Source organism: Pseudomonas sp. 09C 129 (assembly GCF_002843625.1).
Classification (GTDB): Bacteria; Pseudomonadota; Gammaproteobacteria; order Pseudomonadales; family Pseudomonadaceae; genus Aquipseudomonas; species Aquipseudomonas chlororaphis.
Window position 1 is genome coordinate 1,347,347 of sequence record NZ_CP025261.1, and the last position, 24,987, is coordinate 1,372,333.

General features: G+C 65.4%; 21 protein-coding genes. 15 read left to right on the top strand and 6 right to left on the bottom strand.

The window, feature by feature from the left end; genetic code table 11:
- Window positions 1-3: 3 nt before the first annotated feature.
- On the bottom strand, window positions 4-495 hold the full coding sequence (antB, locus tag CXQ81_RS06190) for an anthranilate 1,2-dioxygenase small subunit (protein WP_101336768.1): 492 nt from the start codon (window positions 493-495) through the stop codon (window positions 4-6).
- A gap of 2 nt (window positions 496-497) precedes the next feature.
- Window positions 498-1,883 (bottom strand): anthranilate 1,2-dioxygenase large subunit, encoded by a 1,386-nt coding sequence (gene antA / locus CXQ81_RS06195; RefSeq protein WP_101336769.1) that lies wholly within the window; start codon window positions 1,881-1,883, stop codon window positions 498-500.
- 571 nt (window positions 1,884-2,454) lie between these two features.
- Here antA and CXQ81_RS06200 point away from each other — a divergent pair.
- Window positions 2,455-3,468 (top strand): helix-turn-helix domain-containing protein, encoded by a 1,014-nt coding sequence (locus CXQ81_RS06200; protein WP_053259559.1) that lies wholly within the window; start codon window positions 2,455-2,457, stop codon window positions 3,466-3,468.
- A 3-nt stretch (window positions 3,469-3,471) separates the two neighbouring features.
- On the opposite strand, the gene CXQ81_RS06205 is transcribed toward CXQ81_RS06200, so the two are convergent.
- Entirely contained in the window at window positions 3,472-3,945 is a 474-nt protein-coding gene (locus CXQ81_RS06205) for an Lrp/AsnC family transcriptional regulator (protein WP_007927404.1), read from the bottom strand.
- Between the two features lie 186 nt (window positions 3,946-4,131).
- On the opposite strand from CXQ81_RS06205, the gene kynU reads away from it, so the two are divergent.
- Window positions 4,132-5,382 (top strand): kynureninase, encoded by a 1,251-nt coding sequence (kynU, locus tag CXQ81_RS06210; RefSeq protein WP_101336770.1) that lies wholly within the window; start codon window positions 4,132-4,134, stop codon window positions 5,380-5,382.
- Window positions 5,383-5,587: 205 nt separating this feature from the next.
- Complete coding sequence (locus CXQ81_RS06215; protein WP_101336771.1) at window positions 5,588-6,997, top strand: amino acid permease; 1,410 nt, start codon at window positions 5,588-5,590, stop codon at window positions 6,995-6,997.
- A 107-nt stretch (window positions 6,998-7,104) separates the two neighbouring features.
- Here the strand turns inward: CXQ81_RS06215 and CXQ81_RS06220 are convergent, their stop codons facing one another.
- Window positions 7,105-7,989 (bottom strand): LysR family transcriptional regulator, encoded by an 885-nt coding sequence (locus tag CXQ81_RS06220; RefSeq protein WP_101336772.1) that lies wholly within the window; start codon window positions 7,987-7,989, stop codon window positions 7,105-7,107.
- Window positions 7,990-8,120: 131 nt separating this feature from the next.
- On the opposite strand from CXQ81_RS06220, the gene CXQ81_RS06225 reads away from it, so the two are divergent.
- Window positions 8,121-8,885 carry a sulfite exporter TauE/SafE family protein gene (locus tag CXQ81_RS06225; protein ID WP_101336773.1) on the top strand — a complete coding sequence of 255 codons (765 nt, stop codon included), beginning with the start codon at window positions 8,121-8,123 and terminating at the stop codon, window positions 8,883-8,885.
- Here the strand turns inward: CXQ81_RS06225 and CXQ81_RS06230 are convergent.
- Entirely contained in the window at window positions 8,875-9,189 is a 315-nt protein-coding gene (locus CXQ81_RS06230) for a putative quinol monooxygenase (RefSeq protein WP_016704181.1), read from the bottom strand. The genes CXQ81_RS06225 and CXQ81_RS06230 overlap by 11 nt on opposite strands.
- A gap of 204 nt (window positions 9,190-9,393) precedes the next feature.
- Here CXQ81_RS06230 and CXQ81_RS06235 point away from each other — a divergent pair, with 204 nt between their 5' ends.
- The 8 genes from CXQ81_RS06235 to CXQ81_RS06270 all read left to right on the top strand — a co-directional run bounded on the left by CXQ81_RS06235 (window position 9,394) and on the right by CXQ81_RS06270 (window position 18,531).
- Window positions 9,394-9,984 (top strand): NAD(P)H-dependent oxidoreductase, encoded by a 591-nt coding sequence (locus CXQ81_RS06235; protein ID WP_007927414.1) that lies wholly within the window; start codon window positions 9,394-9,396, stop codon window positions 9,982-9,984.
- A gap of 170 nt (window positions 9,985-10,154) precedes the next feature.
- On the top strand, window positions 10,155-11,066 hold the full coding sequence (locus tag CXQ81_RS06240) for a LysR family transcriptional regulator (RefSeq protein WP_101336774.1): 912 nt from the start codon (window positions 10,155-10,157) through the stop codon (window positions 11,064-11,066).
- A 211-nt stretch (window positions 11,067-11,277) separates the two neighbouring features.
- Complete coding sequence (locus CXQ81_RS06245) at window positions 11,278-12,171, top strand: NAD-dependent epimerase/dehydratase family protein (RefSeq protein ID WP_101336775.1); 894 nt, start codon at window positions 11,278-11,280, stop codon at window positions 12,169-12,171.
- A 215-nt stretch (window positions 12,172-12,386) separates the two neighbouring features.
- Window positions 12,387-14,054 (top strand): gamma-glutamyltransferase, encoded by a 1,668-nt coding sequence (ggt, locus tag CXQ81_RS06250; protein ID WP_101336776.1) that lies wholly within the window; start codon window positions 12,387-12,389, stop codon window positions 14,052-14,054.
- Between the two features lie 298 nt (window positions 14,055-14,352).
- Entirely contained in the window at window positions 14,353-15,702 is a 1,350-nt protein-coding gene (locus tag CXQ81_RS06255; RefSeq protein ID WP_101336777.1) for a gluconate:H+ symporter, read from the top strand.
- Window positions 15,703-15,717: 15 nt separating this feature from the next.
- Window positions 15,718-16,569, top strand: coding sequence for a MurR/RpiR family transcriptional regulator (locus CXQ81_RS06260; protein WP_101336778.1), 852 nt, complete (start codon window positions 15,718-15,720; stop codon window positions 16,567-16,569).
- Between the two features lies 1 nt (window position 16,570).
- The gene (locus CXQ81_RS06265) at window positions 16,571-18,031 is read left to right on the top strand and encodes an amidohydrolase family protein (RefSeq protein ID WP_101336779.1); all 1,461 of its coding nucleotides are present in this window, start codon (window positions 16,571-16,573) and stop codon (window positions 18,029-18,031) included.
- A 131-nt stretch (window positions 18,032-18,162) separates the two neighbouring features.
- Window positions 18,163-18,531 (top strand): glyoxalase superfamily protein, encoded by a 369-nt coding sequence (locus tag CXQ81_RS06270; protein ID WP_007932466.1) that lies wholly within the window; start codon window positions 18,163-18,165, stop codon window positions 18,529-18,531.
- Between the two features lie 380 nt (window positions 18,532-18,911).
- Here the strand turns inward: CXQ81_RS06270 and CXQ81_RS06275 are convergent, their stop codons facing one another.
- Window positions 18,912-19,931, bottom strand: a complete 1,020-nt coding sequence (locus CXQ81_RS06275; RefSeq protein WP_101336780.1) for an AraC family transcriptional regulator — start codon at window positions 19,929-19,931, stop codon at window positions 18,912-18,914.
- A 251-nt stretch (window positions 19,932-20,182) separates the two neighbouring features.
- On the opposite strand from CXQ81_RS06275, the gene CXQ81_RS06280 reads away from it, so the two are divergent.
- Genes CXQ81_RS06280 through CXQ81_RS06290 form a run of 3 tightly spaced genes read left to right on the top strand, consistent with a single transcriptional unit; the run spans window position 20,183 to window position 24,956 of the window.
- On the top strand, window positions 20,183-21,778 hold the full coding sequence (locus CXQ81_RS06280) for an FAD-binding oxidoreductase (RefSeq protein ID WP_101336781.1): 1,596 nt from the start codon (window positions 20,183-20,185) through the stop codon (window positions 21,776-21,778).
- Between the two features lie 5 nt (window positions 21,779-21,783).
- The gene (locus tag CXQ81_RS06285; protein ID WP_101336782.1) at window positions 21,784-23,397 is read left to right on the top strand and encodes a glycerol-3-phosphate dehydrogenase/oxidase; all 1,614 of its coding nucleotides are present in this window, start codon (window positions 21,784-21,786) and stop codon (window positions 23,395-23,397) included.
- Window positions 23,394-24,956: an FGGY-family carbohydrate kinase gene (locus CXQ81_RS06290; RefSeq protein WP_101336783.1), complete on the top strand. Its 1,563-nt coding sequence runs from the start codon at window positions 23,394-23,396 to the stop codon at window positions 24,954-24,956. Before CXQ81_RS06285 ends, CXQ81_RS06290 begins: the two co-directional genes overlap by 4 nt.
- Window positions 24,957-24,987: the final 31 nt, after the last annotated feature.

The following is a 24,987-nucleotide window of genomic DNA, read 5'->3' on the forward strand; positions in this document are numbered from 1 at the left end:
CCGTCAGAGGTGGTAGAAATCGAGCACCGAATTGATGGTGTCGTTGAGCAGCAGCACATGCTTGCGAGTGATCAGCCAGCTGTCGCCGTGGGCCTTGAGGTTGTAGGTGGCATGGCCGAAGAACTGCTCGGCGGTGGCCAGGCGATAGAACAGCGTGTGCCAGTTCAGCCGCACTTGCAGGCTGCCGTCGGCCAACTCGGCGATCCGCACGTTGCTGATGTTGTGCAGGGTGCGCGGCATCGGAATGGTCGAGGCGGCCTTGCCGGTACGCAGGCGGAACACCCGGTCTTCCAGGCCCGAGCGGTTGGCGTAGTAGATCAGCGACATGCCGCGTTTCGGGTCGGTGGTGTAGACATGCTCGGAGTCCCACTGCGGCAGGTGGAACTCGCTCTGCGGGTCGAAGAGTTCGAGGTAGGCATCCCAGTCCTGGGCGTCGCACAGCTCGGACTTGCGGTAGAAAAACTGCTCGATACGGTATTGCAGTTGCGCACTCATGTTCACACCTCACGCAGTTTCAGGGATTGCCGGGCCAGCCCGTCGAGGAGGAATTTCTGCCAGTTGCGGTGCTGGTTGACGTACAGCCCTTCGTGGGTGAACTCAGTACCGGTCATGGCCGGCTGGATGCCGATGGCCTCGCTGTTGCGGGTCGGCCCGGTTTCCCAGCGGTGGCTGCCGCGGGAGATATCGCTCCAGCGTTCCAGGCGGCCCTGGAAACCGCGCTGGGCTTCGCGGAATTCCACCAGGTCGTCGGGGGTGCCCATGCCCGAGACGTTGAAGAAGTCCTCGAACTGGCGGATGCGGTTTTCCCGGTCGGAGTCGGACTCGCCCTTGACCCCGATGCACTGGCTGATGATCTCGGTCTTGTTCCAGGCCAGCGGGCGGATGATCCGCAGCTGCGAGCTGATCTGGTCGAGGAAGAACAGGCTCGGGTAGACGTTGAGGTTGCGCAGGCGGTGCATCATCCATTCGGCCTTTTCCTGGCCGTACTCCTCCACCAGCCGCGGCATGATGGTGGCGTAGCCGGAGCGCACCGCAGGGTTGGGCATGTCGCTGAACAGCACGCTGTGGCCGTTGTTGAAGGCGAACCAGCCGTCGTCGGTGTTGGCGTCGCCGGCGCCGAGCTTGCTGTAGTCGAGGGTGGCGCTGGCGCCGCCGTTCTCGCTGTTGACCTGCTGGCGGTGTTGCACCGTGGCCACGTAGTTGTAGTGCACGGTGCTCACGTGATAACCGTCGAGGCCGTTTTCGTTCTGCAGTTTCCAGTTGCCGTCATAGGTGTAGGCGGACTTGCCGGGCAGGACTTCCAGCTCACCGGTGGGCGACTGGGCGACCATCATGTCGAAGAACACCTTGGCGTCGCCGAGGAAGTCTTCCAGGGAGTTGTCGGCGTGGACGTCGAGGCTGATGAAGACGAAGCCCTTGTAGCTGTCGATGCGGGCCTTCTTCAGGCCGCGGGTGGCCTTGTCGAAGCCTTCGGGGTATTCCCCCGGCGCCTTGACCTTCACCAGGCGCCCGTCGCTCTTGTAGCACCAGGCGTGGAACGGGCAGGTGAAGGTGGACTGGTTGCCCTTGCCGACCCGGGTCAGGGTGGTGCCGCGGTGCTGGCAGGCGTTGATCAGCGCGTTGAGCCGGCCTTCGCCGTCGCGGGTGATGATCATCGGCTGGCGCCCGGCGCGCATAGTGACGAAGTCGTGGTTGTTGGCCAGCTCGCTTTCGTGGCAGGCGTAGATCCAGTTCTTCTCGAAGATCAGTTCCATCTCCAGGTCGAACAGCTCGGGCTCGGTGAACATGTCCCGGGCGATGCGGAATACGCCGTCGTCCGGACGAAAATCCAGGCAGCCGTCGATGAAGCTTTTCCATTGTTCTGTGTTTCTTGCACCACTCATGAGTGAGTACCTTTCTTGTTCAGGCCAATCGGTGCATGCATTAGAGAGAGTGCGGGGCAGAGGTGGCTATCCGCTTAGTCGGCCAAGGCCATCCACAAAATTGCATGGCCACGCTCATCTGTAGCCGCTGCCGCAGGCTGCGATCGGCTCGGTCCGCGTTCGGGCGCAGCAGGCGCAAACCAGGTATCGCGGTGTTTCAGGAGGATCGCGGGCTCAGGTCTTGCGACGACTGCGTCGTCGATCGCAGCCTGCGGCAGCGGCTACAGCGGCTACAGCGGCTACAGCGGCTACATGGGCTGGAGGTGTGGTGGAAATACCCAGGGCCTGCGCCCCAGGCGATCAACGGCTGCACCGCGATGTCGCGATGAGCTACTGTTTGGCGCAGTCTTGCGTGGGTTTTGCGCACCGGGTGGACGGGTTCTATCCACTTAGTCGGCGATTGCTATCCAGTCGGTTGGCAGTGCCGGGCGGTGGCGCAAAACTTGCTGTCGGCTGTTGCAAGCAAGCCAGTACTTCAAGCCAGACGCGCCGTCAGAGCGCGCAAAAAAAATATTGCCGTGGGTGCGCCGTGATGAATAGCAAGGCTGATTCGCAGTTTCGCGATATTCGTATCGATCGCTACGACCTCGAGGGGGCGAGAAGCTGGATGTCCGGCATTTGCGGGCCGCATCGGCTCGAGACCGCGACCCCCGAACGCATCCGCTTTCACCACAGCGCCAACGTGTTCAAGTCGCGGGCCACGACCCTGGGCACCATCGAATACGGCACCGACGTCACCATCGATATCGAAGACGCCGAGCGCTTCAGCAGCTACAGCCTGAGCCTGCCGCTGAGCGGCGATCAGGAACTGAGCAAGGACGGCCGGCTGCTGCGTTCCAACCGCGACCAGGGGGTGATCATCGCGCCCAATGAAAGCCAGATGCTGGCGATCTCCGGCGACTGCCGCAAAGTCCAGGTGGTGATTACCCGGGCGGCCATGAGCGAGGCCCTCGAAGCCTTGCTGCAACGCCCGCCGCAAGCGCCGCTGCGCTTCGAGGCGGTGATGGATGCGGTGGAGGGGGCGTCGGCGTCCTGGTGGCGCATGGCGCGCTATTTCATCGCCGAGCTGGAGCGCAGCAGCGAGCTGTACGAACAGCTGGCCTTCACCCGGGACCTGGAAAGCTCCTTGATCAAGGGCCTGATCCTGGCCCAGCCGAACAACTACTCGGCGGAGCTGCGCGAGGTGCTGGAGGTCAAGTTGCCCCACTACCTGGTCCGCGCCCGCCAGTACATTCACGCCAACGCCCGCGAACCGCTGGGCCTGGAAGACCTGGAAGCCGCCGCCGGGGTTTCGCGCTTCAAGCTGTTCGAGGCCTTCAAGAAGTATTTCGCCCTGTCGCCGATGGTCTACCTGAAGAAGTACCGGCTCAACGCGGTGCGCCAGGAGATCCTCGAACACGGCTCGGCGCGGACCATTTCCGAGATCGCCCTGGGCTGGGGCTTCAGCCATCTGGGGCGGTTCTCCGCCGAATACCGCAAGCTGTTCGGCGAGTCGCCCAGCGTCACCCTGCAGCGCCACGACGCGCGGCGCCTGGGTGGTTTCTAGCGGTTACTTGCGCAACACCAGGTCCAGCAGGCCGTCCTGCTCCTTGATTTTCTGCAGGACGATTTCCGAGCGGATGTCGGTGACCCCGGACGTGCGGTTCAGGTGATTGACGATGAAATCCGAGAAGTGCTTGAGGTTGCGCGCCTGGACCCGCAGCACATAGTTGCTGGCGCCGGTGACCACATAGGCGGTCACCACTTCCGGCCACTGCTGGACCTTCTTGATAAAGGTCTCGTGCCAGTCCGCCACGTCCTGGCGCAGCGACACATGAACGATGGCCTCCAGCTCGATCCCCAAACGCTCGGCATTCAGTACCGCGCGATAGCCGCTGATGATGCCTTCGCCCTCCAGCAGGCGCAGGCGACGCAGGCAGGCCGAGGGCGAGAGGGCGACTTTCTCCGCCAGCTCCTGGTTGCTGATACGGCCGTCCTGTTGCAGGAAGTGCAGGATTCGCAGGTCTGTCGAGTCGAGAATCATGGTTGGCATTTATCCGCGTTTTTTTAAGTTGTAGTCGAATAATCTTCGAGACTGTGCCGCTCTCATAGCGCATTTTGCACGAAAATTCTCCAGGGCTTCGTTCATTATTTCTTCACCGCGCAGCCGCCGATGCCGCCCCTGGCATGGCGTGTGCCGCCGCATGCCTTAGTGAAAACAGGACTTCCCATGACAACAAGAAACCACTGCCTGACCCTCGACGCACAGGACCCGCTGGCACCGCTGCGCAACCAGTTCGCGCTGCCCGACGGGGTGATCTATCTCGACGGCAACTCCCTCGGCGCCCGCCCGGTCGCGGCCCTGCAACGGGCGCAACAGGTGATTGCCGAGGAATGGGGCAATGGCCTGATCCGCAGCTGGAACACTGCCGGCTGGCGCGACCTGTCGCAGCGCCTGGGCGACCGCCTGGCCAAACTGATCGGCGCCGATGCCAACGAAGTGGTGATCACCGACACCACCTCGGTCAACCTGTTCAAGGTGCTCAGCGCCGCCTTGCGGGTGCAGGCGCTCAAGGCGCCGCAGCGGCGGGTGATCGTCAGCGAGAGCAGCAACTTTCCCAGCGACCTGTACATCGCCGAAGGCCTGACCGAGATGCTGCAGCAGGGCTATTCCCTGCGCCTGGTGGACAGCCCCGAGGCGCTGCCCCAGGCCATTGGCGAAGACACCGCGGTGGTCATGCTGACCCACGTCAACTACAAGACCGGCTACATGCACGACATGCAGGCGGTAACCGCGCTGACCCACGAATGCGGCGCGCTGAGCCTGTGGGACCTGGCCCACTCCGCCGGCGCGGTGCCGGTGGACCTGAAGCAGGCCGGCGCCGACTACGCCATCGGCTGCACCTACAAATACCTCAACGGCGGCCCGGGCTCGCAAGCCTTCGCCTGGGTCTCGCCGGCCGTCTGCGATCTGGTCAGGCAGCCGCTGTCCGGCTGGTTCGGCCATGCGCGGCAGTTCGACATGGACGTGCAATATCAGCCGAGCAGCGGCATCGCCCGCTACCTGTGCGGCACCCAGCCGATCACGTCGCTGGCCATGGTCGAGTGCGGCCTGGAGATTTTCGAGCAGACCGACATGGCCAGCCTGCGGCGCAAGTCCCTGGCCCTGACCGACCTGTTCATCGAACGGGTGGAACAGCGCTGCGCGGCCCATGGCCTGAAGCTGGTCACCCCGCGCGAACACGACAAGCGCGGCAGCCATGTCAGCTTCGAGCACCCCGAAGGTTATGCGGTGATCCAGGCCCTGATCGCCCGGGGCGTGATCGGTGATTACCGCGAACCGCGGATCATGCGCTTCGGCTTCACGCCGCTGTACACCCGCTTCAGCGAAGTCTGGGACGCGGTGCAGATCCTCGGTGAAATCCTAGATGAAAAAACCTGGGCCCAGCCGCAGTTCCAGATCCGCCACAGCGTGACCTGAAACACCCCCCCTGTGGCCGCTGCCGCAGGCTGCGATCGGCTCGGTCCGCGTTCGGGCGCAGCAGGCGTAAGACCGGTGCACGCGGTGTAACCGAAACACCGCGTTGCCCGGTTTCACGACGACTTCGTCGCCGATCGCAGGCTGCGCCAGCGGCTACAAGCCAAGCCATTCCGTGTGCAAATAACAATAAAAGAGGCTCACAAACGTGACCACGACCAACAAGGGTTTTGCAGCGATTTCCAATCGTGAACAGGGCTTGCGCCGCCAGCTCACAGCCGGGCAGATGAGCATGATCGCCATCGGCGGGGCGATTGGCACCGGCCTGTTCATGGGCAGCGCCTACGCTATCGGTTACGCCGGGCCCAGCGTGCTGCTCAGCTACGCCATCGGCGCGCTGATCACTCTGCTGCTGATGGGCTGCCTGGCGGAAATGACCGTGGCCCATTCCACCTCCGGCTCCTTCGGCGCCTACGCCGAGTTCTACATCAGCCCGCTGGCCGGGTTCCTGGTGCGCTATGCCTATTGGGCGGCCATCGTGCTGGCGGTCGGCGCCGAGGTCACGGCCATCGCCATGTACATGAAGTACTGGTTCGCCCACGTGCCGGAATGGGTGTGGATCGTCTCGTTCTCCAGCGTGCTGATCCTGCTCAACGCCATCAGCGTGAAAACCTTCGGCAATTTCGAGTACTGGTTCTCCACCATCAAGATCGCCGCCATCGTCGGCTTCATCATCCTCGCGGTGTACGTGGTGTTCGGCTCCGGCAATGCCGACTACGGCCTGCACAATTACACCGCCCACGGCGGCTTTTTCCCCCACGGTGTGCAGGGCATGTGGGTCGCGGTGATCGTCTCGATCTTCAGCTACCTGAGCGTGGAGATGATCGCGGTGGCCGCCGGCGAAGCCGAGGATCCGCAGCGGGCGGTGAAAAAGGCCTTTCGCGCGACCATGGTGCGGCTGGTGGTGTTCTACCTGCTGACCCTGGCGCTGATGCTGGCCATCGTGCCCTGGGTCCAGGCCGGCAAGGCGCAGAGCCCGTTCGTCACGGTGATGCAGACCATCGGCATTCCCGGCGCCACCGGGGTGATGAACTTCGTGATCCTGATCGCCGCGCTGTCGGCGATGAACAGCCAGCTGTACATCACCACGCGCATGATGTTCAGCCTGTCCCGCGGCGGTTATGCGCCCAAGTCCATGGGCGCCCTGAGCAAGAGCGGCATCCCGTTGAACGCCTTGCTGCTGTCCAGCTCGGGCATCGGCCTGGCGACCCTGATCAACGTGCTGTACCCGGAAAGCTCGTTCACCCTGATGATGGCGATCTCGATGTTCGGCGCGATCTTCACCTGGTTCATGATCTTCCTCACGCACTACTGCTTCCGCCGCTACCACCAGCGCCATGGCGAGCAACAGCTGTCGTTCCGCATGCGCCTGTTCCCCTGGAGCACGTTGCTGGGCCTGGTGCTGATGGGCGCGGTGATGATCACCACCTACTTCACCGAGGCCTTCAAGATGACCCTGGTGTTCGGCGTGCCGTTCCTGCTGATCCTGACGGCGGTCTACTTCGCCTGCTTCAGAAAAACCCGGGCCGCCGCCGAGCTGAACCCGTCCAAGGTCTGATCCCAAACCTGTAGGAGCGAAGCTTGCTCGCGATCCGCGCAGCGGCCATTTACCGCAGCGTTGCGACGAACGCTATTCGCGAGCAATCGAGCGTCGACCGGCTGCTCCTACAGGTGTCCCAGCGCTTCCAGGAGGGCCTTGGCGTAGGGCGGCAGGGCGTTGAAGTCGCGGGCGCAGAGCAGCAACTTGCGTTGCGCCCAGGCCTCCACCAGCGGCAGCACCTTGAGCGATGCATCCGGCCCCCGGCGTTCGATGGCGGCGCGGGGCACCACCGCCAATCCGGCGCCCCGGGCGACCATGCGCATCACCCCGTCGAAGCCGTCGGCGCGGATGCGGATCGCCATCCGCAGCCCCAGGTGCAAGGCCTGTTCTTCCAGGTACACGGCCAGGGCGCTGTGGGCGGCGAGGCCGACATAGTCGTGGTGCAGGCTGTCGCTGAAACTCACCGCCCGACCGTCCGCCAGCGTGTGGTGGGCGGGCAGGACCAGCACCAGCGGGTCGTCGCGAAACGCCAGGGTCTGCAGGTCCTGGGTATCCACCGCGTCGGAGACTATCCCCAGGTCCGCCGCGCCCTGGCGCAGGGCGTGGGTGATGCGCTGGCTGGGCAGCTCCTGCAGGTCGATGTCGAGGTTGGGGTGGGCGCAGAGAAAGTCCGCCAGCGGCTCCGGCAGGTATTCGGTGATCGCCGTGGTGTTGCACAACAGGCGCACCTGGCCTTTGACGCCCCGGGCATATTCGGCCAGGTCCTGGCGCAGGTGCTCGGCCTGTTGCAGCAGGCCGCGCGCGTGCTGGGCCAGGGCCTTGCCGGCGGGCGTCGGGCTCACGCCTCGGCGGCCGCGCTGCAGGAACTCGGTGCCCAGGGATGCTTCCATGGCGCGGATTCGTGCGCTGGCCGCGGCCAGGGACAAATGGCTGCGGCTGGCGCCGGCGGTGATATTGCCGGCGTCGAGGATGTTCAAGTACAGGCGCAGGTCGGTCAGGTCGAAGTGCATGGGGGGTGTCCTTGATAACGCCGCTGTGCGGCCATCACAGCCACTGAAAATCTACAGCCTCTCGCCCAGCAAGAGGCTACCTCAGTATATGGCAGATTTTCAGCCCACCGCCGCGGGTGCAGGATAGCGCCATGAACACTTCCCTCGCGTTTTACCAGAACCTCGGTTTGCTCCTGTCCTTGCTGGTGATCGGCACCTTTGTCCTGGCCGGCATGATCAAGGGCGTGATCGGCCTCGGCCTGCCGACCATTGCCATGGGCCTGCTCGGCCTGGCTATGGCGCCAACGCAGGCTGCGGCGCTGTTGATCATCCCGGCGACCCTGACCAATGTCTGGCAGCTGGCATTCGGTGGGCATCTGTGGACGTTGCTCAAGCGCTTGTGGCCGCTGCTGCTGGCGATATTCATCGGCACTGGCCTGGGCAGCCTGTGGCTGGGCATCGACGGTGGGCATTGGGTGGTGCGGGCGCTGGGGGCGGCGTTACTGCTCTATGCCCTGAGCGGGTTGCTGCTGCCGACCCTGCGGCTGCGGCCGCGAATGGAAACCTGGCTGGGCCCGGCCTGTGGCCTGGTGACGGGCGTCATCACCTCGGCCACCGGGGTGTTCGTGATTCCGGCGGTGCCTTATCTACAGGCGTTGGGGCTGCACAAGGACGAACTGGTGCAGGCCCTGGGGCTGTCGTTCACCGTCTCGACCCTGGCCCTGGCGGCCGGCCTGTACTGGCGCGGCGCCCTGGGCGGCGGCGAACTCAGCGCTTCGCTGCTGGCGCTGATCCCGGCCCTGCTCGGCATGTGGCTGGGCCAGGCACTGCGCCAGCGCATCAGCGCCGTGCTGTTCAAGCGGGTGTTTTTCAGCGGCCTGGTCCTGCTGGGTGCCCATCTACTAATCAGCGGCTAGCGGACGACGGGCTGAGCATGTCGATGCGGCGGATATCGAAGTCGCGCTCCAGGTAATCCATGCGCTTGTCGAAGAACGCCTTCATGTGCGGCAAGTTGGAGTGCACGTCCAGGTGCGCCTGGGATTCCCAGATCTCATAGAAGATGAACAGGCTCGGGTCCTGCTGGTCGCGCAGCATGTGGTATTCGATGCAGCCAGGTTCGGCGCGGCTCGGCTCGACATAGGCGCGAAACAGCGCCTCGAAGGCCTCGGACATTTCCGGGCGGGTCTTGGCGTGAAGGATAAAACCGTGCTGTTCGGACATGCTGCGTTCCTGAGTAAAGGGAGTTTTAAAAATTCTACGACACGAATCCGTCGTCTATTCGTGCGTATTGGTCAAATGCTTTTTGCCTGGATCGCGCTTATTCATATCGTCTTTCAACGATATTCTCCGCCCCATCGTTTTTTAATTTTCTCGACCCGGCCCTGCAGCGCAGCGCCAAAGGGTTGTTCCTGATGAGGCTGGATCATGAAAAAAGTACTGTTGCTCAACGGTGGCAAGAAGTTCGCCCACTCCGACGGCCGCTATAACGCGACCCTGCATGAAGCCGCGGTGGCGGTGCTGGACCGTGGCGGCGTGGACGTCAAAGTCACCCACATCGACGAGGGCTACGACATCCAGGAAGAAGTGGCCAAGTTCCTCTGGGCCGACGTGATCGTCTACCAGATGCCGGGTTGGTGGATGGGCGCGCCGTGGATCGTGAAAAAGTACATCGACGAAGTCTTCACCGAGGGCCACGGCAGCCTCTACGCCAGCGACGGCCGCACCCGTTCCGATGCCTCGCAGAAGTACGGCAGCGGCGGCCTGATCCACGACAAGCAGTACATGCTGTCGCTGACCTGGAACGCTCCGCAGCAAGCCTTCGACGACCCGACCGACTTCTTCGAAGCCAAGGGCGTGGACGCGGTGTACTTCCCGTTCCACAAGGCCAACCAGTTCCTCGGCATGCGCGGCCTGCCGACCTTCCTCTGCGTCGACGTGATGAAGCGCCCGAACATCGAGGCCGACGTGCAGCGCTACGAAGAACACCTCAAGGCGGTGTTCAACCTCCCCGCGTAAATCCGGCTACTATCGGTGGCGTGCCACAAGCCTGACACAGGATGTAGCCGCTGCCGCAGGCTGCGATCGCCACCGAAGGGGGCGCAAGGTCGTGAGATCGCTGAAGGCCTTCGGCCTTATCGCAGCCTGCGGCAGTGGCTACAGGCGCCCAACCGAGATAGAGGACTTACGTGAAAGCCAGATCCGACGAACTCCAGATCTTCGTCTGCGTCATCGAGTGCGGTTCGATTTCCGCGGCGGCCGAGCAGGTCGGGCAGACGCCGTCGGCGGTCAGCCGCACCCTGTCGCGCCTGGAAACCAAGCTCGACACCACGCTGATCAACCGCACCACACGGCGCATGGACCTGACCGAGGAGGGCAAGTATTTCTTCGAGCAGGCCAAGCTGATCCTCGACCAGATGGACGAGCTCGAAGAGCGCCTGTCGTCCCGCCAGCAGACGCCGTCCGGGCGCCTGCGCATCAACGCCGCCTCGCCGTTCATGCTGCATGCCATCGTGCCCTACATCGCCGAATTCCGTAGCCTGTACCCGGACATCCAGCTGGAGCTCAACAGCAACGACCTGATCATCGACCTGCTGGAGCAGAGCACCGATATCGCGATCCGCATCGGCACCCTGGCGGACTCGACCCTGCATGCGCGCGCGCTCGGTTGCAGCCCGCTGCACATCCTCGCCAGCCCCGACTACCTGAAGCGGCACGGCACACCCGCCAGCGTGGCCGAGCTGAGCGACCATACCCTGCTGGGCTTCACCCAGACCGAAACCCTCAACCACTGGCCGCTGCGCCATGTGCACGGCGACCGCTGGCCGATCCAGCCGGGCATCAGCGCCTCCAGCGGCGAGACGGTGCGCCACTTGGCGCTGGCAGGGCAGGGCATCGCCTGCCTGTCGCACTTCATGACCATCGACGACATCCGCGCCGGGCGCCTCACGCCGCTCCTCGCCCAGTTCAACAGCGGCTATCGCCAGCCGATCAACGCCGTGTACTACCGCAACTCGCAGCTGGCCCTGCGCATCCAGTGCTTCCTCGACTTTATCCAGGGCAAGCTGGCCGAGTACGCTAACCCGCTGTTCGAAGGCTGAGGCCTTTCTGCTGTAGGAACCGGCTCGCCTTGCACCGCCCGGGCAGGCGCCATCGCTGGCAAGTCGGCTCCTGCAGCGGCCAATCTCCGTGGGAAGACCGATCCCTGATTCGTGATCCCTGCGCAAGAGTGATTTGGGCCAACCTGCCTGTTTCGGCAGGAGTCGCCCGTCGATACTGGCGCCATCACTTATCCACCCAGGGAGTTTCTCCATGAATGTATTCGTCACCGGCGCCGCGGGTTTTATCGGTGGCTCCATCGCTACCGGCCTGGTCCAGGCCGGCCATCAAGTCACCGGCCTGGTGCGCAGCGCCGAACAGGCCGCCGAACTCAGCGCCCTGGGCATCCAGCCGGTGCTCGGCAGCCTGGACGACAGCGTCGTGCTGACCGAACAGGCCCGCGCCGCCGACGCGGTGATCAACGCTGCCAGCAGCGACCATCGTGGAGCGGTGGAAGTCCTGCTCGCGGCCCTCAAGGGCTCCAATAAAGTCTTCTTGCACACCAGCGGTTCGAGCATCGTCGGCGACGCTTCGGGCGGCAAGGTCAGCGACGTCGTCTATCAGGAAAACAACCTGCCAGAGCCCACCGTCGACAAGGCCGCGCGCGTGGCCATCGACAACCTGGTGCTGGCCGCTGCCAAGGACGGGGTGAACTCGGCGGTGCTCTGCAACACCCTGATCTACGGCCACAGCCTCGGCGTGAAACGCGACAGCGTGCAGCTGCCGCGGCTGCTCAAGCAGGCGCGCAACAGTGGCGTGGTGCGGCATGTCGGGCCGGGGCAGAACATCTGGTCCAACGTGCATATCGAAGACGTGGTGGCGCTGTACCTGCTGGCGCTGACCCGCAACATCCCGGGCACCTTCTACTTCGTCGAAAGCGGTGAAGCCTCCTTCATCGACATGACCACCGCCATGGCCCAGGCCCTGCACCTCGGCGCGCCGCAGGACTGGCCGCTGGCCCAGGCCGAAGCCGAATGGGGCTATGAAATGGCCAACTACGGCCTGGGTTCCAACAGCCGCGTGCGGGGCAAGAACGCCCGCGAATTGCTGGGCTGGGTACCGCGGCGCACCTCGGTGCTGGAGTGGATTCGCCACGAGATGGTCTGACCCGCTATCCCTGTAGCCGCTGCTGCAGGCTCGGGTCGCGTTCGGACGATCGACCGGTACGGTCGTGACGGCCTCAAGCGCGGCACCGTAGCCACCGTCACTCGTCCCCTCGCCAGACGGCCGCTTCAAGCGGCCGTTTTTATTTGCCGATTGCTCCGCCCCCGATCTTGCCCCTATCGTTCGACCTGCCAAAAAACAATAAAAGGACGGACCTTATGCGCATTGTTCTATTTAAGACCTTGGCTCTGACAGCGGCCATCGCCGCCAGCTCGCCGACCTTCGCTGTGTTGCTGGAGGGCGGTGCGGTCGCCGCGCCGAACCAGTATGGCGCCGACGTCGCGGCGCAGGTTCTGAAGAAGGGCGGCAACGCGGTGGACGCCGCGGTCGCCACCGCCTTCACCCTGGCGGTGACCTACCCCGAGGCCGGTAACATTGGCGGCGGCGGTTTCATGACCCTGTTCATCGACGGAAAACCCTACTTCCTCGACTACCGCGAAACCGCGCCCAAGGCCGCGACCCGCGACATGTACCTGAATGACAAAGGCGAGGTGATCGAGAACCTCAGCCTGGTCGGCGCGCGCGCCGCCGGGGTGCCGGGCACGGTGATGGGCCTGTGGGAGGCGCACAAGAAGTTCGGCAAGTTGCCCTGGAGCGAACTGATCACCCCGGCGGTGGGCTATGCGAAAAACGGTTTCAAGGTCGCCGACAAGCAGTATCAGTACCGCGAGGATGCGCTGAAGCTGTTCAAGGACAGCACCAACTTCGGCGACTATTTCGGCAGCATGAAAGTCGGCGAAACCTTCCGCCAGCCGGAGCTGGCCGCGACCCTGGAACGCATCGCCGACCAGGGCGCCAAGGAGTTCTACGAGGGCAAGACCGCCGACCTGCTGGTGGCGCAGATGCAGGCCGACAAAGGCCTGATCACCAAGCAGGACCTGCAGGACTACAAGGTCGCCTGGCGTGAGCCGCTGCAGGTCAACTGGCGCGGCAACACCCTGTACACCGCGCCGCCGCCCAGCTCCGGCGGCGTCGCCCTGGCGCAACTGATGACCATCAAGGAAGAACGCACGGCGGACTTCAAGGGCGTCGAGCTGAACTCGGCCAAGTACATCCACCTGCTGGCGGAAATCGAAAAACGCGTGTTCGCCGACCGCGCCGATTACCTTGGCGACCCGGCGTTCTCCGAGGTGCCGGTCAAGCAGCTGACCGACCCGGCCTACCTGAAAAAACGCGCCGCCGAGATCAACCCGACGGCCATCTCGCCCACCGAAAAAGTCCGCCCGGGCCTGGAGCGGCACCAGACCACGCACTTCTCCATCGTTGATGCCGACGGCAACGCGGTGAGCAATACCTACACCCTCAACTGGGACTACGGCAGCGGCGTGGTGGTCAAGGGCGCGGGCTTCCTGCTCAACGACGAAATGGACGACTTCAGCGCCAAGCCCGGGGTAGCCAACGCCTTTGGCGTGGTCGGCGGCGACGCCAACGCCATCGCGCCGGGCAAGCGCATGCTGTCGTCCATGAGCCCGAGCCTGGTGACCCGCGACGGCAAGGTCACCCTGGTGCTGGGCACGCCTGGCGGGTCGCGGATCTTCACCTCGATCTTCCAGGTGCTGAACAACCTCTACGACTTCGACCTGCCGCTGGAGAAAGCCGTGGCCGCGCAGCGCGTGCATCACCAGTTGCTGCCCAAGGACACTATTTACTACGACGCCTACGCACCGCTCACCGGCAAGGTCGCCGACGAGCTGAAAGCCCTGGGCTACACCCTGGAAGACCAGGGCTGGGAGATGGGCGATATCCAGGCGATCCGGGTCACCGGCCGCCAGCTGGAAACGGCCTCCGACCCGCGCGGACGCGGCGTGGGCAAAGTCGTCAAATAACCCGTCGATCACGAGCAAGCTTCTGTAGGAGCGAAGCTTGCTCGCGATCGAGGCCCCGCGATGTGTCAGAAACGACGCCATCGCGGGCAAGCCTCGCTCCTACAGAAAGAAGCAGACATCCGCTACAGCGGATGAAAATACCCCTCGCCAATTTTCATTATTCGCGACACGACCTGTCTGTCCGCGACAAAGCATGTCTCTGCGCGAAAGTTAGTTTCATGTGGTTTGAAAATCCGGTCACGAAATGATTTATGAGTTTCACAAGCATTCGACGTGACCCTTTTTCGAGGAGTACCGCATGACACCTGCATCGGGCTACTGGCTGCTGGGCTATGCCGCCATCGCCATCATCGCGCTGATCGTCCTGATCGCGCGTTACCGGATCAATCCGTTCATTGTCATCACCCTGGTCTCGGTGGGCCTGGCGTTGATGGCCGGGATGCCGCCGTCCGGCGTGGTCGGGGCCTACGAGGCGGGTGTCGGCAAGACCCTCGGGCACATCGCCCTGGTGGTGGCCCTGGGCACCATGCTCGGCAAGATGATGGCCGAGTCCGGCGGCGCGGAGCAGGTGGCGCGGACCCTGATCGACCGTTTCGGCGAGCGCAACGCGCACTGGGCGATGGTCTGCATCGCCTTCCTGGTGGGCCTGCCGCTGTTCTTCGAGGTCGGTTTCGTGTTGCTGGTGCCGATCGCCTTCACCGTGGCGAAGCGTGTCGGTGTGTCGATCCTGATGGTCGGCCTGCCGATGGTCGCCGGCCTGTCGGTGGTGCATGCCCTGGTGCCGCCGCACCCGGCGGCGATGCTGGCGGTGCAGGCCTATCAGGCGTCGGTGGGGCAGACCCTGCTGTACGCGATCCTGATCGGCATTCCCACGGCGATCATCGCCGGCCCCCTGTACGCCAAGTTCATCGTGCCGCGCATCCAGCTGCCAGCGGAAAACCCGCTGGCGCGCCAGTTCATCGACCGTGAGCCGCGCACCCGCTTGCCCAGTTTTTCGATCACCATGGTCACCATCCTGTTGCCGGTGGTGCTGATGCTGATCGGCGGCTGGGCCAACCTGATCTCCACCCCGGGCAGCAGCCTCAACCAGTTCCTGCTGTTTATCGGCAACTCGGTGATCGCCCTGTTGCTGGCGACCCTGCTGAGCTTCTGGACCCTCGGCCTGGCCCAGGGCTTCAACCGCGAATCGATCCTCAGGTTCACCAACGAATGCCTGGCGCCGACCGCCAGCATCACCCTGCTGGTGGGCGCCGGCGGCGGCCTGAACCGGATCCTGGTGGACGCCGGGGTCACCGACCAGATCGTCGGCCTGGCCCATGAATTCCAGCTGTCGCCGCTGCTGATGGGCTGGCTGTTCGCCGCGCTGATGCGCATCGCCACCGGCTCGGCCACCGTGGCCATGACCACCGCCTCGGGCGTGGTGGCGCCGGTGGCCATCGGCCTGGGCTATCCCCACCCGGAACTGCTGGTGCTGGCCACCGGCGCTGGGTCGGTGATCTTCTCCCACGTCAACGACGGCGGCTTTTGGCTGATCAAGGAATACTTCAATATGACCGTGACCCAGACCTTCAAGACCTGGACGGTGCTGGAGACCCTGATCTCGGTGGTCGCCTTCGCCCTGACCGTCGGTCTTGCCCAATTGCTTTGAGCCCAGGTGCCGTCCATGGACATCCTCTACCAGATCCGTTCCCGCCAGGATTCCTTCAGCGCCGGCGAAGGCCGCATCGCCCGCTTGATGCTGGATGACGTCGGTTTCGCCGCCTCGGCCAGCCTGGAACAGCTGGCGCAGCAGGCGGAAGTCAGCGCCGCCACCCTGTCGCGGTTTGCCCGCAGCGTCGGCTGTCGCGACCTGCGCCTGCAACTGGCTCAGGCCAGCGGCGTCGGCAGCCGCTTTCTCGACCCGGCGGGCACCCCGGAGCAGTCGGGTTTCTACCGGCAGATCGTCGGCGATATCGAGTCGACCCTGCACCAGCACCTGGCGGGGTTCGACGAGTCGCGCTTTCGCGATGCGGTGCGCTTGCTGGGCAAGGCGCAGATGATTCACGCCTTCGGCATGGGCGGCTGTTCCACCTTGTGCAGCGACGAATTGCAGGTGCGCCTGGTGCGCCTCGGCTACCCCATCGCCGCCTGCCACGACCCGGTGATGATGCGGGTGACCGCCGCGGCCCTGGGCCCGCAACACGCGCTGATCGCCTGCTCCCTGACCGGCATCACCCCCGAATTGCTGGAGACCGTCGAACTGGCCCGCAGCTACGGCGCCAGCGTGCTCGCCATCACCCTGGCCGACTCGCCGCTGGCGGAACTGGCGGACGTGCTGTTGCCACTGCAGAACGCCGAAACCTCCTTCATCTACAAACCCACGGCCGCGCGCTACGGCATGCTGCTGGCCATCGATGTGCTGGCCACTGAGCTGGCGCTGGCCCTGCCCGAAGACAACCAGGAACGCCTGCGCCGGATCAAACTGGCCCTGGACGATTACCGCGGCGGCGACGATTGCCTGCCGCTGGGAGACTGACATGCTTTACGACACCCTGATCCGCAACGCCCTGGTGATCGACGGCAGCGACCGCCCGGCTTACCCCGCCGATGTCGCCCTGCTCGAGGGCCGCATCGCCCGCATCGGCGACCTGCAAGGCGCCCGCGCCAGCGAAGAAGTCGACGCCGCCGGGCGGGTGCTGGCCCCCGGTTTTATCGACGTGCACACCCACGACGACACCGTGGTGATCCGCCAGCCGCAGATGCTGCCCAAGCTCAGCCAGGGCGTGACCACGGTGATCGTCGGCAACTGCGGCATCAGTGCCTCGCCGGTGAATCTGCGCGGCGAGCCACCGGACCCGATGAACCTGCTGGGCAGCCAGGCGGCCTTCGTCTACCCGCGTTTTCGCGACTACCGCGCGGCGGTGGACGCCGCGCAGCCGGCGGTCAATGTGGCGGCGCTGATCGGCCACACGGCGCTGCGCAGCAACCACCTGGACGATCTGTATCGCACCGCCACGGCCGAGGAAATCGCCGCCATGCGCGAGCAGTTGCGGGCCAGTCTGGAAGACGGCGCCCTCGGCTTATCCACAGGCCTGGCCTACGCCAGCGCCTTCTCGGCCGAGACCGACGAGGTGCTGCAACTGGCCGCGGAACTGAGCGCCTTCGGCGCGGTGTACACCACCCACCTGCGCAGTGAATTCGAGCCGGTGCTGGAGGCCATGGATGAGGCGTTCCTGATCGGCCGCCAGGCCAAGGCGCCGGTGATCATTTCCCATCTCAAATGCGCGGGGGCGGGCAACTGGGGGCGCAGTCCGCAGTTGCTGGCCTCCCTGGAGCAGGCGGCGAAAGACCATCCGGTGGGCTGCGACTGTTACCCCTACGCGGCCAGTTCCTCGACCCTCGACCTCAAGCAGGTCACCGACGCCTTTCGCATCACCATCACCTGGTCCACCCCGCACCCGGAACTGGGCGGCCGCGACCTGATGGACATCGCCGCCGAGTGGGGCACGACTCTGCTGGAGGCCGCGCGGCGCCTGCAACCGGCCGGCGCGGTGTACTACGGCATGGACGAAGCCGATGTGCGGCGCATTCTTGCCCACCCGCTGTCGATGATCGGTTCCGACGGCCTGCCGGAAGACCCGTTCCCCCATCCACGGCTGTGGGGCGCTTTCCCGCGGGTGCTCGGGCACTTCAGCCGCGACCTCGGCCTGTTCCCGCTGCACACCGCGGTGCACAAGATGACCGGGCTGTCGGCGGCGCGTTTCGGCCTCAAGCAGCGTGGCGAAATCCGCGAAGGGCACTGGGCCGACCTGGTGCTGTTCGACCCGGCGCGGGTCCGCGATGTGGCCGACTTCAAAAGCCCGCAACAGGCGGCCGAGGGGATCGACGGCGTGTGGGTCAACGGCGTGCGCAGCTATGCCGAAGGCCAGGCCAATGGCCGCCGGCATGGGCGCTTCCTGGCGCGGCAAGGGGATTTGCGTGAAGGGTTCAACGGCTGAAGGCGTGCGGTGCCGAATAGGTGAACGCCGTCACAATGATGGCCTGATGATATTAAAGAAAGCCTTGGCCTAGCCGAAGTGCTGACATCCACCTGCTATACCGTGGACATCTTTCATCAGGGAGTCGCGCAATGAGCTTTGGCAAAACCACCCCCATCCTGCGGATTTTCGACGAGGCCAAGGCGCGGGAGTTTTATATCGACTTCCTGGGCTTCACGCTCGACTGGCAGCATCGCTTCGAAGACAACTTCCCGCTGTATATGCAGGTGTCGCGTGGGGAGTGCGTGCTGCACCTGTCGGAGCACCATGGCGACAGCACGCCGGGCTCTGCGTTGCGCATCGAGACCGACGAGCTGGAAGCCTTCCAGCAGCAGTTGCTGGCCAAGGATTACCGCTTCGCCCACCCACAGATCCAGGCCATGCCCTGGGGTAGCCAGGACCTGACGGTGCTCGATCCGTTCGGCAATCGGCTGGTGTTTACCAACGCCATTTGCGTCTGAGCCAGCGCTTCGCATCTTGCGCCTGGACCTTGTAGCCGCTGCCGAGCGCAGCGAGGCTGCGACAGGACCGCAGGTCCTCCAGCGGTCTCAAGAACCTTGCGCCCCCTGCGGGGTCGAGCGCAGCGAGGCTGCGACAGGACCGCAGGTCCTCCAGCGGCCCCAAGAATCTTGCGCCCCCTGCGGGGACGATCACAGCCTCGCGGGCTCGGCAGCGGCTACAGGGAATGGTGCGATGCACCTCGCCTTGCGCCTGGCACCTTGTAGCCGCTGCCGAGCGCAGCGAGGCTGCGATAGGACCGAAGGTCATCCAGCGCTCCCAAGAACCTTGCGCCCCCTGCGGGGTCGAGCGCAGCCTCGCGGGCTCGGCAGCGGCTACAGGGTTAGGGGGTTCGCTGGGTGTGGCGGAATTCTCCCGGGGTCATGCCGGTGCGGCTTTTGAAGGTGCGGTGAAAGGAGCGCTGTTCGGTAAAGCCCAGGTATTGGGAAATATCGTGAATCGCCAGATCGCTGTGCAGCAGGTAATGCTCGGCGAGCTCCTGGCGCAGGTCATCGAGAATCTGCTGGTAGCCGGTGCCGGCCTGTTGCAGCTGGCGCTGCAGGGTGCGCACGGAGGTGGCCAGTTGTTTCGCCACCTGCTCCTTGCGTGGCAGGCCTTCCTTGAGCAGCTGGCGCAGGACGTTTTTCACCTGCTGCGGCAGCGGCGCATCGCTTAGCGAGGCCATCAGGCCCAGGGCATGTTCCTCCAGGGTCCGCAGCAACTGGGCGTCGGCCTGGCGCAGGGGCAACTGCATGTATTGCGCAGGCGCGATCAGCGCTGAGTAGGCTTGGTCAAACAGTACCGGGCTGCCGAAAAATGCCTCGTACTGGGCCAGCTCGGCCCCCGCCGGCAGCGAATGCTCGAACCACACGGCGATGGGGCTCAACCGGGTATCGGCGATCCACTGTGCGTACAGCAGCCACGACGCCAGCACGTTCTCCACCATGTGCCGGCGCGAGGTGGGGCGCTGGTGGCGGCAGCTCCAGGTCAAGTGGATTTGCCCGTCGACCTGCTCGGCGCGGCTGACGCCCATGTCGCCCACCAGCTTCTCGAACGGCATGATCCGGTTCATCGCGTCGCCCAGGGTCGCGCAGTTCATGGTGATGTAGCCCAGCACGTTCCACGAGTTGGGCAGCACGAACCGCGCCGAGTTGAGCCCGAACAACGGGTCTGCCGAATGCTCGCAGAAATAGTCCAGCAAACGCTCATGGGCCTCGCCGGGCAGGCGCAGGCTGTTGTCGCTCAATTGCCCGGCCTGCAAGCCCGCGGCCGCCAGCGCAGGTTCGATGGCGATACCCAGCTGCTCGGCATAGCGCAGGTACTTGAGCAGCGGTGGGACCGAGGTGTAGCCGAGGCTGTGCATGGTGGGTTTCCTGGCGCCGGAACGTGGATGGACGCGCGCGGGAACCGAGTGGGAGGCTGTTCCAGCAGGCGTCGGCGCCCTGAAAGGTAATTTGAAAGCGGGACTAAAGTAAATGCTTCGGGCCCCTTGTCCCCGGCTGACCCAATTGGCTACTCGAACTGGCCTGATGCGACCGTGACACCCGTGCGCCGCGAACTAGTATGGGGGCCTTGAAAACCAATACTTACAAGCACGACACAAGGGGCACAGGCATGCGACGCTGGAACGGCTGGGGCGAACAAAGCACGGTGGTCGAATTGCCCGCCCAGGGCGCGGGGTTTCTTGCGCAGCGTATCGGCGCGGGGAGCCGACTGGCGGATGCTTCGTTGGAAACCGCGTTGGCCCGGGTGCCGCCGTCGCGCCTGATGCCCCATGCGCTGTACAGCATCGAGGCCCATGACCGGCTGCTGCATGCCCGCGGCCAGAGCCTGCCGGACTGGCTGGCCCTGCGCGAAGGCACGCTGGAGCGCTACCCGGACGGCGTGGCCTTTCCCGATAGCGCCGAGCAGGTTCGCCAGTTGCTGGCCCTGGCCGAACAGCAGGACCTGTGCCTGATCCCCTACGGCGGCGGCACCTCGGTGGCCGGCCACATCAACCCACCCGTTTCGACGCGGCCGGTACTGACCGTGTCCATGGCGCGGATGAATCGCCTGCTGGAGCTGGACGAAAGCAGCCTGATCGCCACCTTCGGCCCCGGCGCCAGCGGCCCGCAGGTGGAAAGCCAGTTGCGCGCCCGCGGCTATACCCTGGGGCACTTCCCGCAGTCCTGGGAGCTGTCGACCCTGGGCGGCTGGGTCGCCAGCCGCTCCAGCGGCCAGCAGTCCCTGCGCTACGGGCGCATCGAGCAGTTGTTCGCCGGCGGCACCCTGGAAACCTTCGCCGGCCCCTTGCAGATTCCCGCGTTCCCGGCGTCGGCCGCGGGGCCGGACCTGCGCGAGGTGGTGCTGGGCTGCGAGGGCCGCTTCGGGATCATTTCCTCGGTCAAGGTGCGGGTCAGCGCGCTGGTCGAGGACGAGCGCTTCTATGGCGTGTTCCTGCCGGACTGGCCCAAGGCGCTGCAGGCCATCCGCCAACTGGCCCAGGCCCGGGTGCCGCTGTCCATGCTGCGGCTGTCGAACGCGGTGGAAACCGAGACCCAGCTGGCCCTGGCCGGCCATCCGCGGCAGATCGCCTGGCTGGAGAAATACCTGAAGCTGCGCGGGGCGGGGCAGGGCAAGTGCCTGCTGACCTTCGGCGTGACCGGCAACCGCCAGCAGAACGCCCTGTCCCTGCGCCAGGCCAGGCAGCACCTGAAGGCCTTCGGCGGGGTGTTCACCGGCACCTTGCTGGGCAACAAGTGGGCGCATAACCGCTTTCGTTTTCCCTACCTGCGCGAGAGCCTCTGGCATGCCGGCTATGTGGTCGACACCCTGGAGACCGCCACCGACTGGAGCAATGTCGACAACCTGTTGCAGCGCATCGAGGCCAGCCTGCGCGATTGCCTGGCGGCCGAAGGCGAACAGGTCCATGTCTTCACCCACCTGTCGCATGTCTACGGCGAAGGCTCGAGCATCTACACCAGCTACGTGTTCCGTCCGGCCGCGGATTACCCGGCCACCCTGGCCCGCTGGAAGGCGCTCAAGCATGCGGCCAGCCAGACCATCGTCGAGCACGGCGGCACCATCAGCCACCAGCACGGCGTGGGCAAGGACCACGCGCCCTATCTGGTGCACGAAAAAGGCGAACTGGCGATCGCCGCCCTGCGCAGCCTCAGCCGGCACTTCGACCCTGCCGGGCGCCTCAACCCCGGCACCCTGCTGGAGGAATAAGGCCCATGAGCACGGATTGGAATGCGCAATGGCGCCAGGCTCAGCTGCCGACCCTGGCGGGCCAGAGCTGGGACCTGATCGTGATCGGCGGCGGCATCAGCGGGGCCGGGATCCTGCGTGAGGCGGCGCGGCATGGCTGGCGCTGCCTGCTGCTGGAACAGCGCGATTTTGCCTGGGGCACTTCCAGCCGCTCCTCGAAAATGGTCCATGGCGGCCTGCGCTACATCGCCAAGGGCCAATGGCGCCTGACCCGCGATTCGGTGCGCGAACGCCAGCGCCTGCTCGACGAAGCCCCCGGGCTGGTGGAGCCCATGAGCTTTCTGATGCCGCACTATCGCGGTGTGTTTCCCGGGCCGCGGGTGTTCGGTGGCCTGCTGGCGGTGTACGACGCCCTGGCCGGGCGGCGCAACCATCGTTTCCACGACGTCGAGCAGATGCGTTACCTGGCGCCCGGCATCAAGGCCGAAGGCTTGCTGGGCGGCTCATGTTTTCTCGATGCCCTGACCGACGATGCCCGGCTGGTGATGCGGGTGCTGGCCGAGGCGCGGGCCGATGGCGCCCAGGCGTTCAATGGCCTGCGCGTGCAGCAGGTGCTGCGCGAACGGGGGCGAGTGTGCGGGGTGTCGGTCGAGGACGTGGAAAGCGGCCAGGCGCTGACCCTGCGTTGCGCGGTGCTGGCGGTGGCGAGCGGGGCCTGGGCCGGGCGTTTCGCGCCGCCTGGCGAGAACCGCCACTTGCGGCCCCTGCGCGGCAGCCACCTGTTGCTGCCCGGCTGGCGTCTGCCGGTGGCCCAGGCATTCAGCTTCCTGCATGACAGCGATCGGCGCCCGGTGTTCGTGTTTCCCTGGGAAGGCGCCACCGTGGTCGGCACCACCGACCTCGATCACCGCGAAGACCTCGACCAGAGCGCGCGCATCAGTGCCGAGGAGCTGGCCTATCTGCTGGCGGCCTGCGAGCAGCAATTTCCCGAGGCGCGCATCGGCGCCGCCGATGTGCTGTCGACCTGGTCCGGGGTGCGCCCGGTGGTGGGCAGCGCCGACGCGGCGGGCAAGCCTTCCAATGAAACCCGCGAGCATGCGCTGTGGTGCGAGCCGGGCTGCGTGACCCTGGCCGGCGGCAAGCTGACCACCTTTCGTACCCAGGCCCTCGAGGTGTTGCAGGCCTGTGCGGCGATGCTCGGGCGGACCCTGGACGATGCCGACGCGGCGGTGTTCGCGGCCGTGCCGGCGGTGGAGGTCGCGGGCCTGAGCAGCGGCCAGCTGCGCCGCCTGGCCGGGCGCCATGGGCGCGACCTGCCGCGACTGGCGCAATGGCTGGCGCAGCTGGGATGCGGCTGCGTCGCCAGCAGCGACACCTTGTGGGCCGAGCTGGCGTTTGCCGCCCAAAGCGAGATGGTCCTGCACCTGGACGACCTGCTGCTGCGCCGCACCCGCCTGGGCCTGTTGCTGGCCAACGGCGCGGCGGCCGAGCTGCCGGCGATCCGCGCCCTGTGCCAGCCCCTGCTCGGTTGGGACGACGCGCGCTGGGAACAGGAACAACAGCGTTATCACGACCTGTGGCTGCGTTATCACAGCCTGCCCGAGGTTGCCTATAGAAGCCTACCCAAGAGCCATCCATGAACAACGACAAGCCCTATCTGCTGGCGATCGACAATGGCACCCAGAGCGTGCGGGCCCTGTTGTTTGACCTGCAAGGCAACCTGCTGGGCAAGGGCAAGGTCGAGTTGCAGGCCTACTATTCCAGCCAGCCCGGCTGGGCCGAACAGGACCCCGATTACTACTGGCGCAAACTCGGCGAGGCCTGCCAGCAGTTGTGGCAGCAGGCCGGCATCGATCGCCGGCAGATCCGCGGCGTGTCGCTGACGACCCAGCGCGGCACCCTGATCAACGTCGATGCCGACGGCAAACCCTTGCGTCCGGCGATCCTCTGGCTCGACCAGCGCCAGACCGAAGTCGAGGGCGACCTCAAGGGCCCCTGGAGCTGGCTGTTCAAGCTGATCGGGGCCCAGGCCACGGTGGACTACTTTCGCGCCCAGGCCGAGGTCAACTGGATCGCCCGGCACCAGCCCGACGTCTGGGCGGCCACCGACAAGCTGTTGCTGCTGTCGGGCTTTCTCACCCATCGGCTGACCGGGAACTTTGTCGACTCGGTCGGCTGTTGCGTGGCCTTTTTGCCCTTCGACTACAAGCGCCTGCGCTGGGCCGCGCCCCGTGACTGGAAATGGCAGGCCCTGGCGGTGCGCCCCGAGCAGTTGCCGAGCCTGCGCAAGCCGGGCGAGGTCCTGGGGCATATCAGCGCCGCGGCCAGCCAGCTGACCGGGATTCCCGAAGGCTTGCCGCTGATTGCCGCGGGGGCCGACAAGGCCTGTGAAGTGCTGGGTTCCGGGGTGCAGGACAGCAGCACTGCCTGCCTGTCCTACGGCACCACGGCGACCATCACCACCACCCGGTCCCGCTACCGGGAAATCATCCCGCTGATCCCGCCTTACCCCTCGGCGATGCCCGACCATTACAACTGCGAAGTGATGATCTATCGCGGCTACTGGATGGTCAGCTGGTTCAAGCAGGAGTTCGGCCTGCGGGAAATGCAGCAGGCCCGCGAGCAGGGGCTGGAGCCGGAGGTGTTGTTCGATGCGCTGGTCAACGCGGTGCCGCCCGGCTCCATGGGGCTGATGCTGCAACCTTACTGGTCGCCCGGAATCCGCGAGCCGGGCGTCGAGGCCAAGGGCGCGATGATCGGCTTTGGCGATGTGCACACCCGGGCGCATATCTACCGGGCGATTCTCGAGGGCCTGGCCTACGCCCTGCGCCAGGGCAAGGAACGCATCGAGCAGCGCACCCGCACCCCGATTACCTGCTTGCGGGTGGCCGGCGGCGGTTCCCAGAGCGACGCGGCCATGCAATTGACGGCGGACATTTTCGGCCTGCCCGCCGAGCGTCCGCATGTGTACGAAGCCTCCGGGCTTGGCGCGGCGATTGCCTGTGCGGTCGGGCTGGGCCTGTACCCGGATTTCCCCACGGCCATTGCCGGCATGACCCGCGTCGCCGAGGTCTTTCAGCCGCAACCCCAGGCGCAGCAGCTCTATCAACGGCTGTACCGCGAGGTGTATGTGCGCATGTACCGCCAGCTCAGCCCGCTGTACCGCAGCATTCGCGAGATCACCGGTTACCCGGCCTGAACCCGGCCGCATGCCAGCGGTTGTCGCGCCC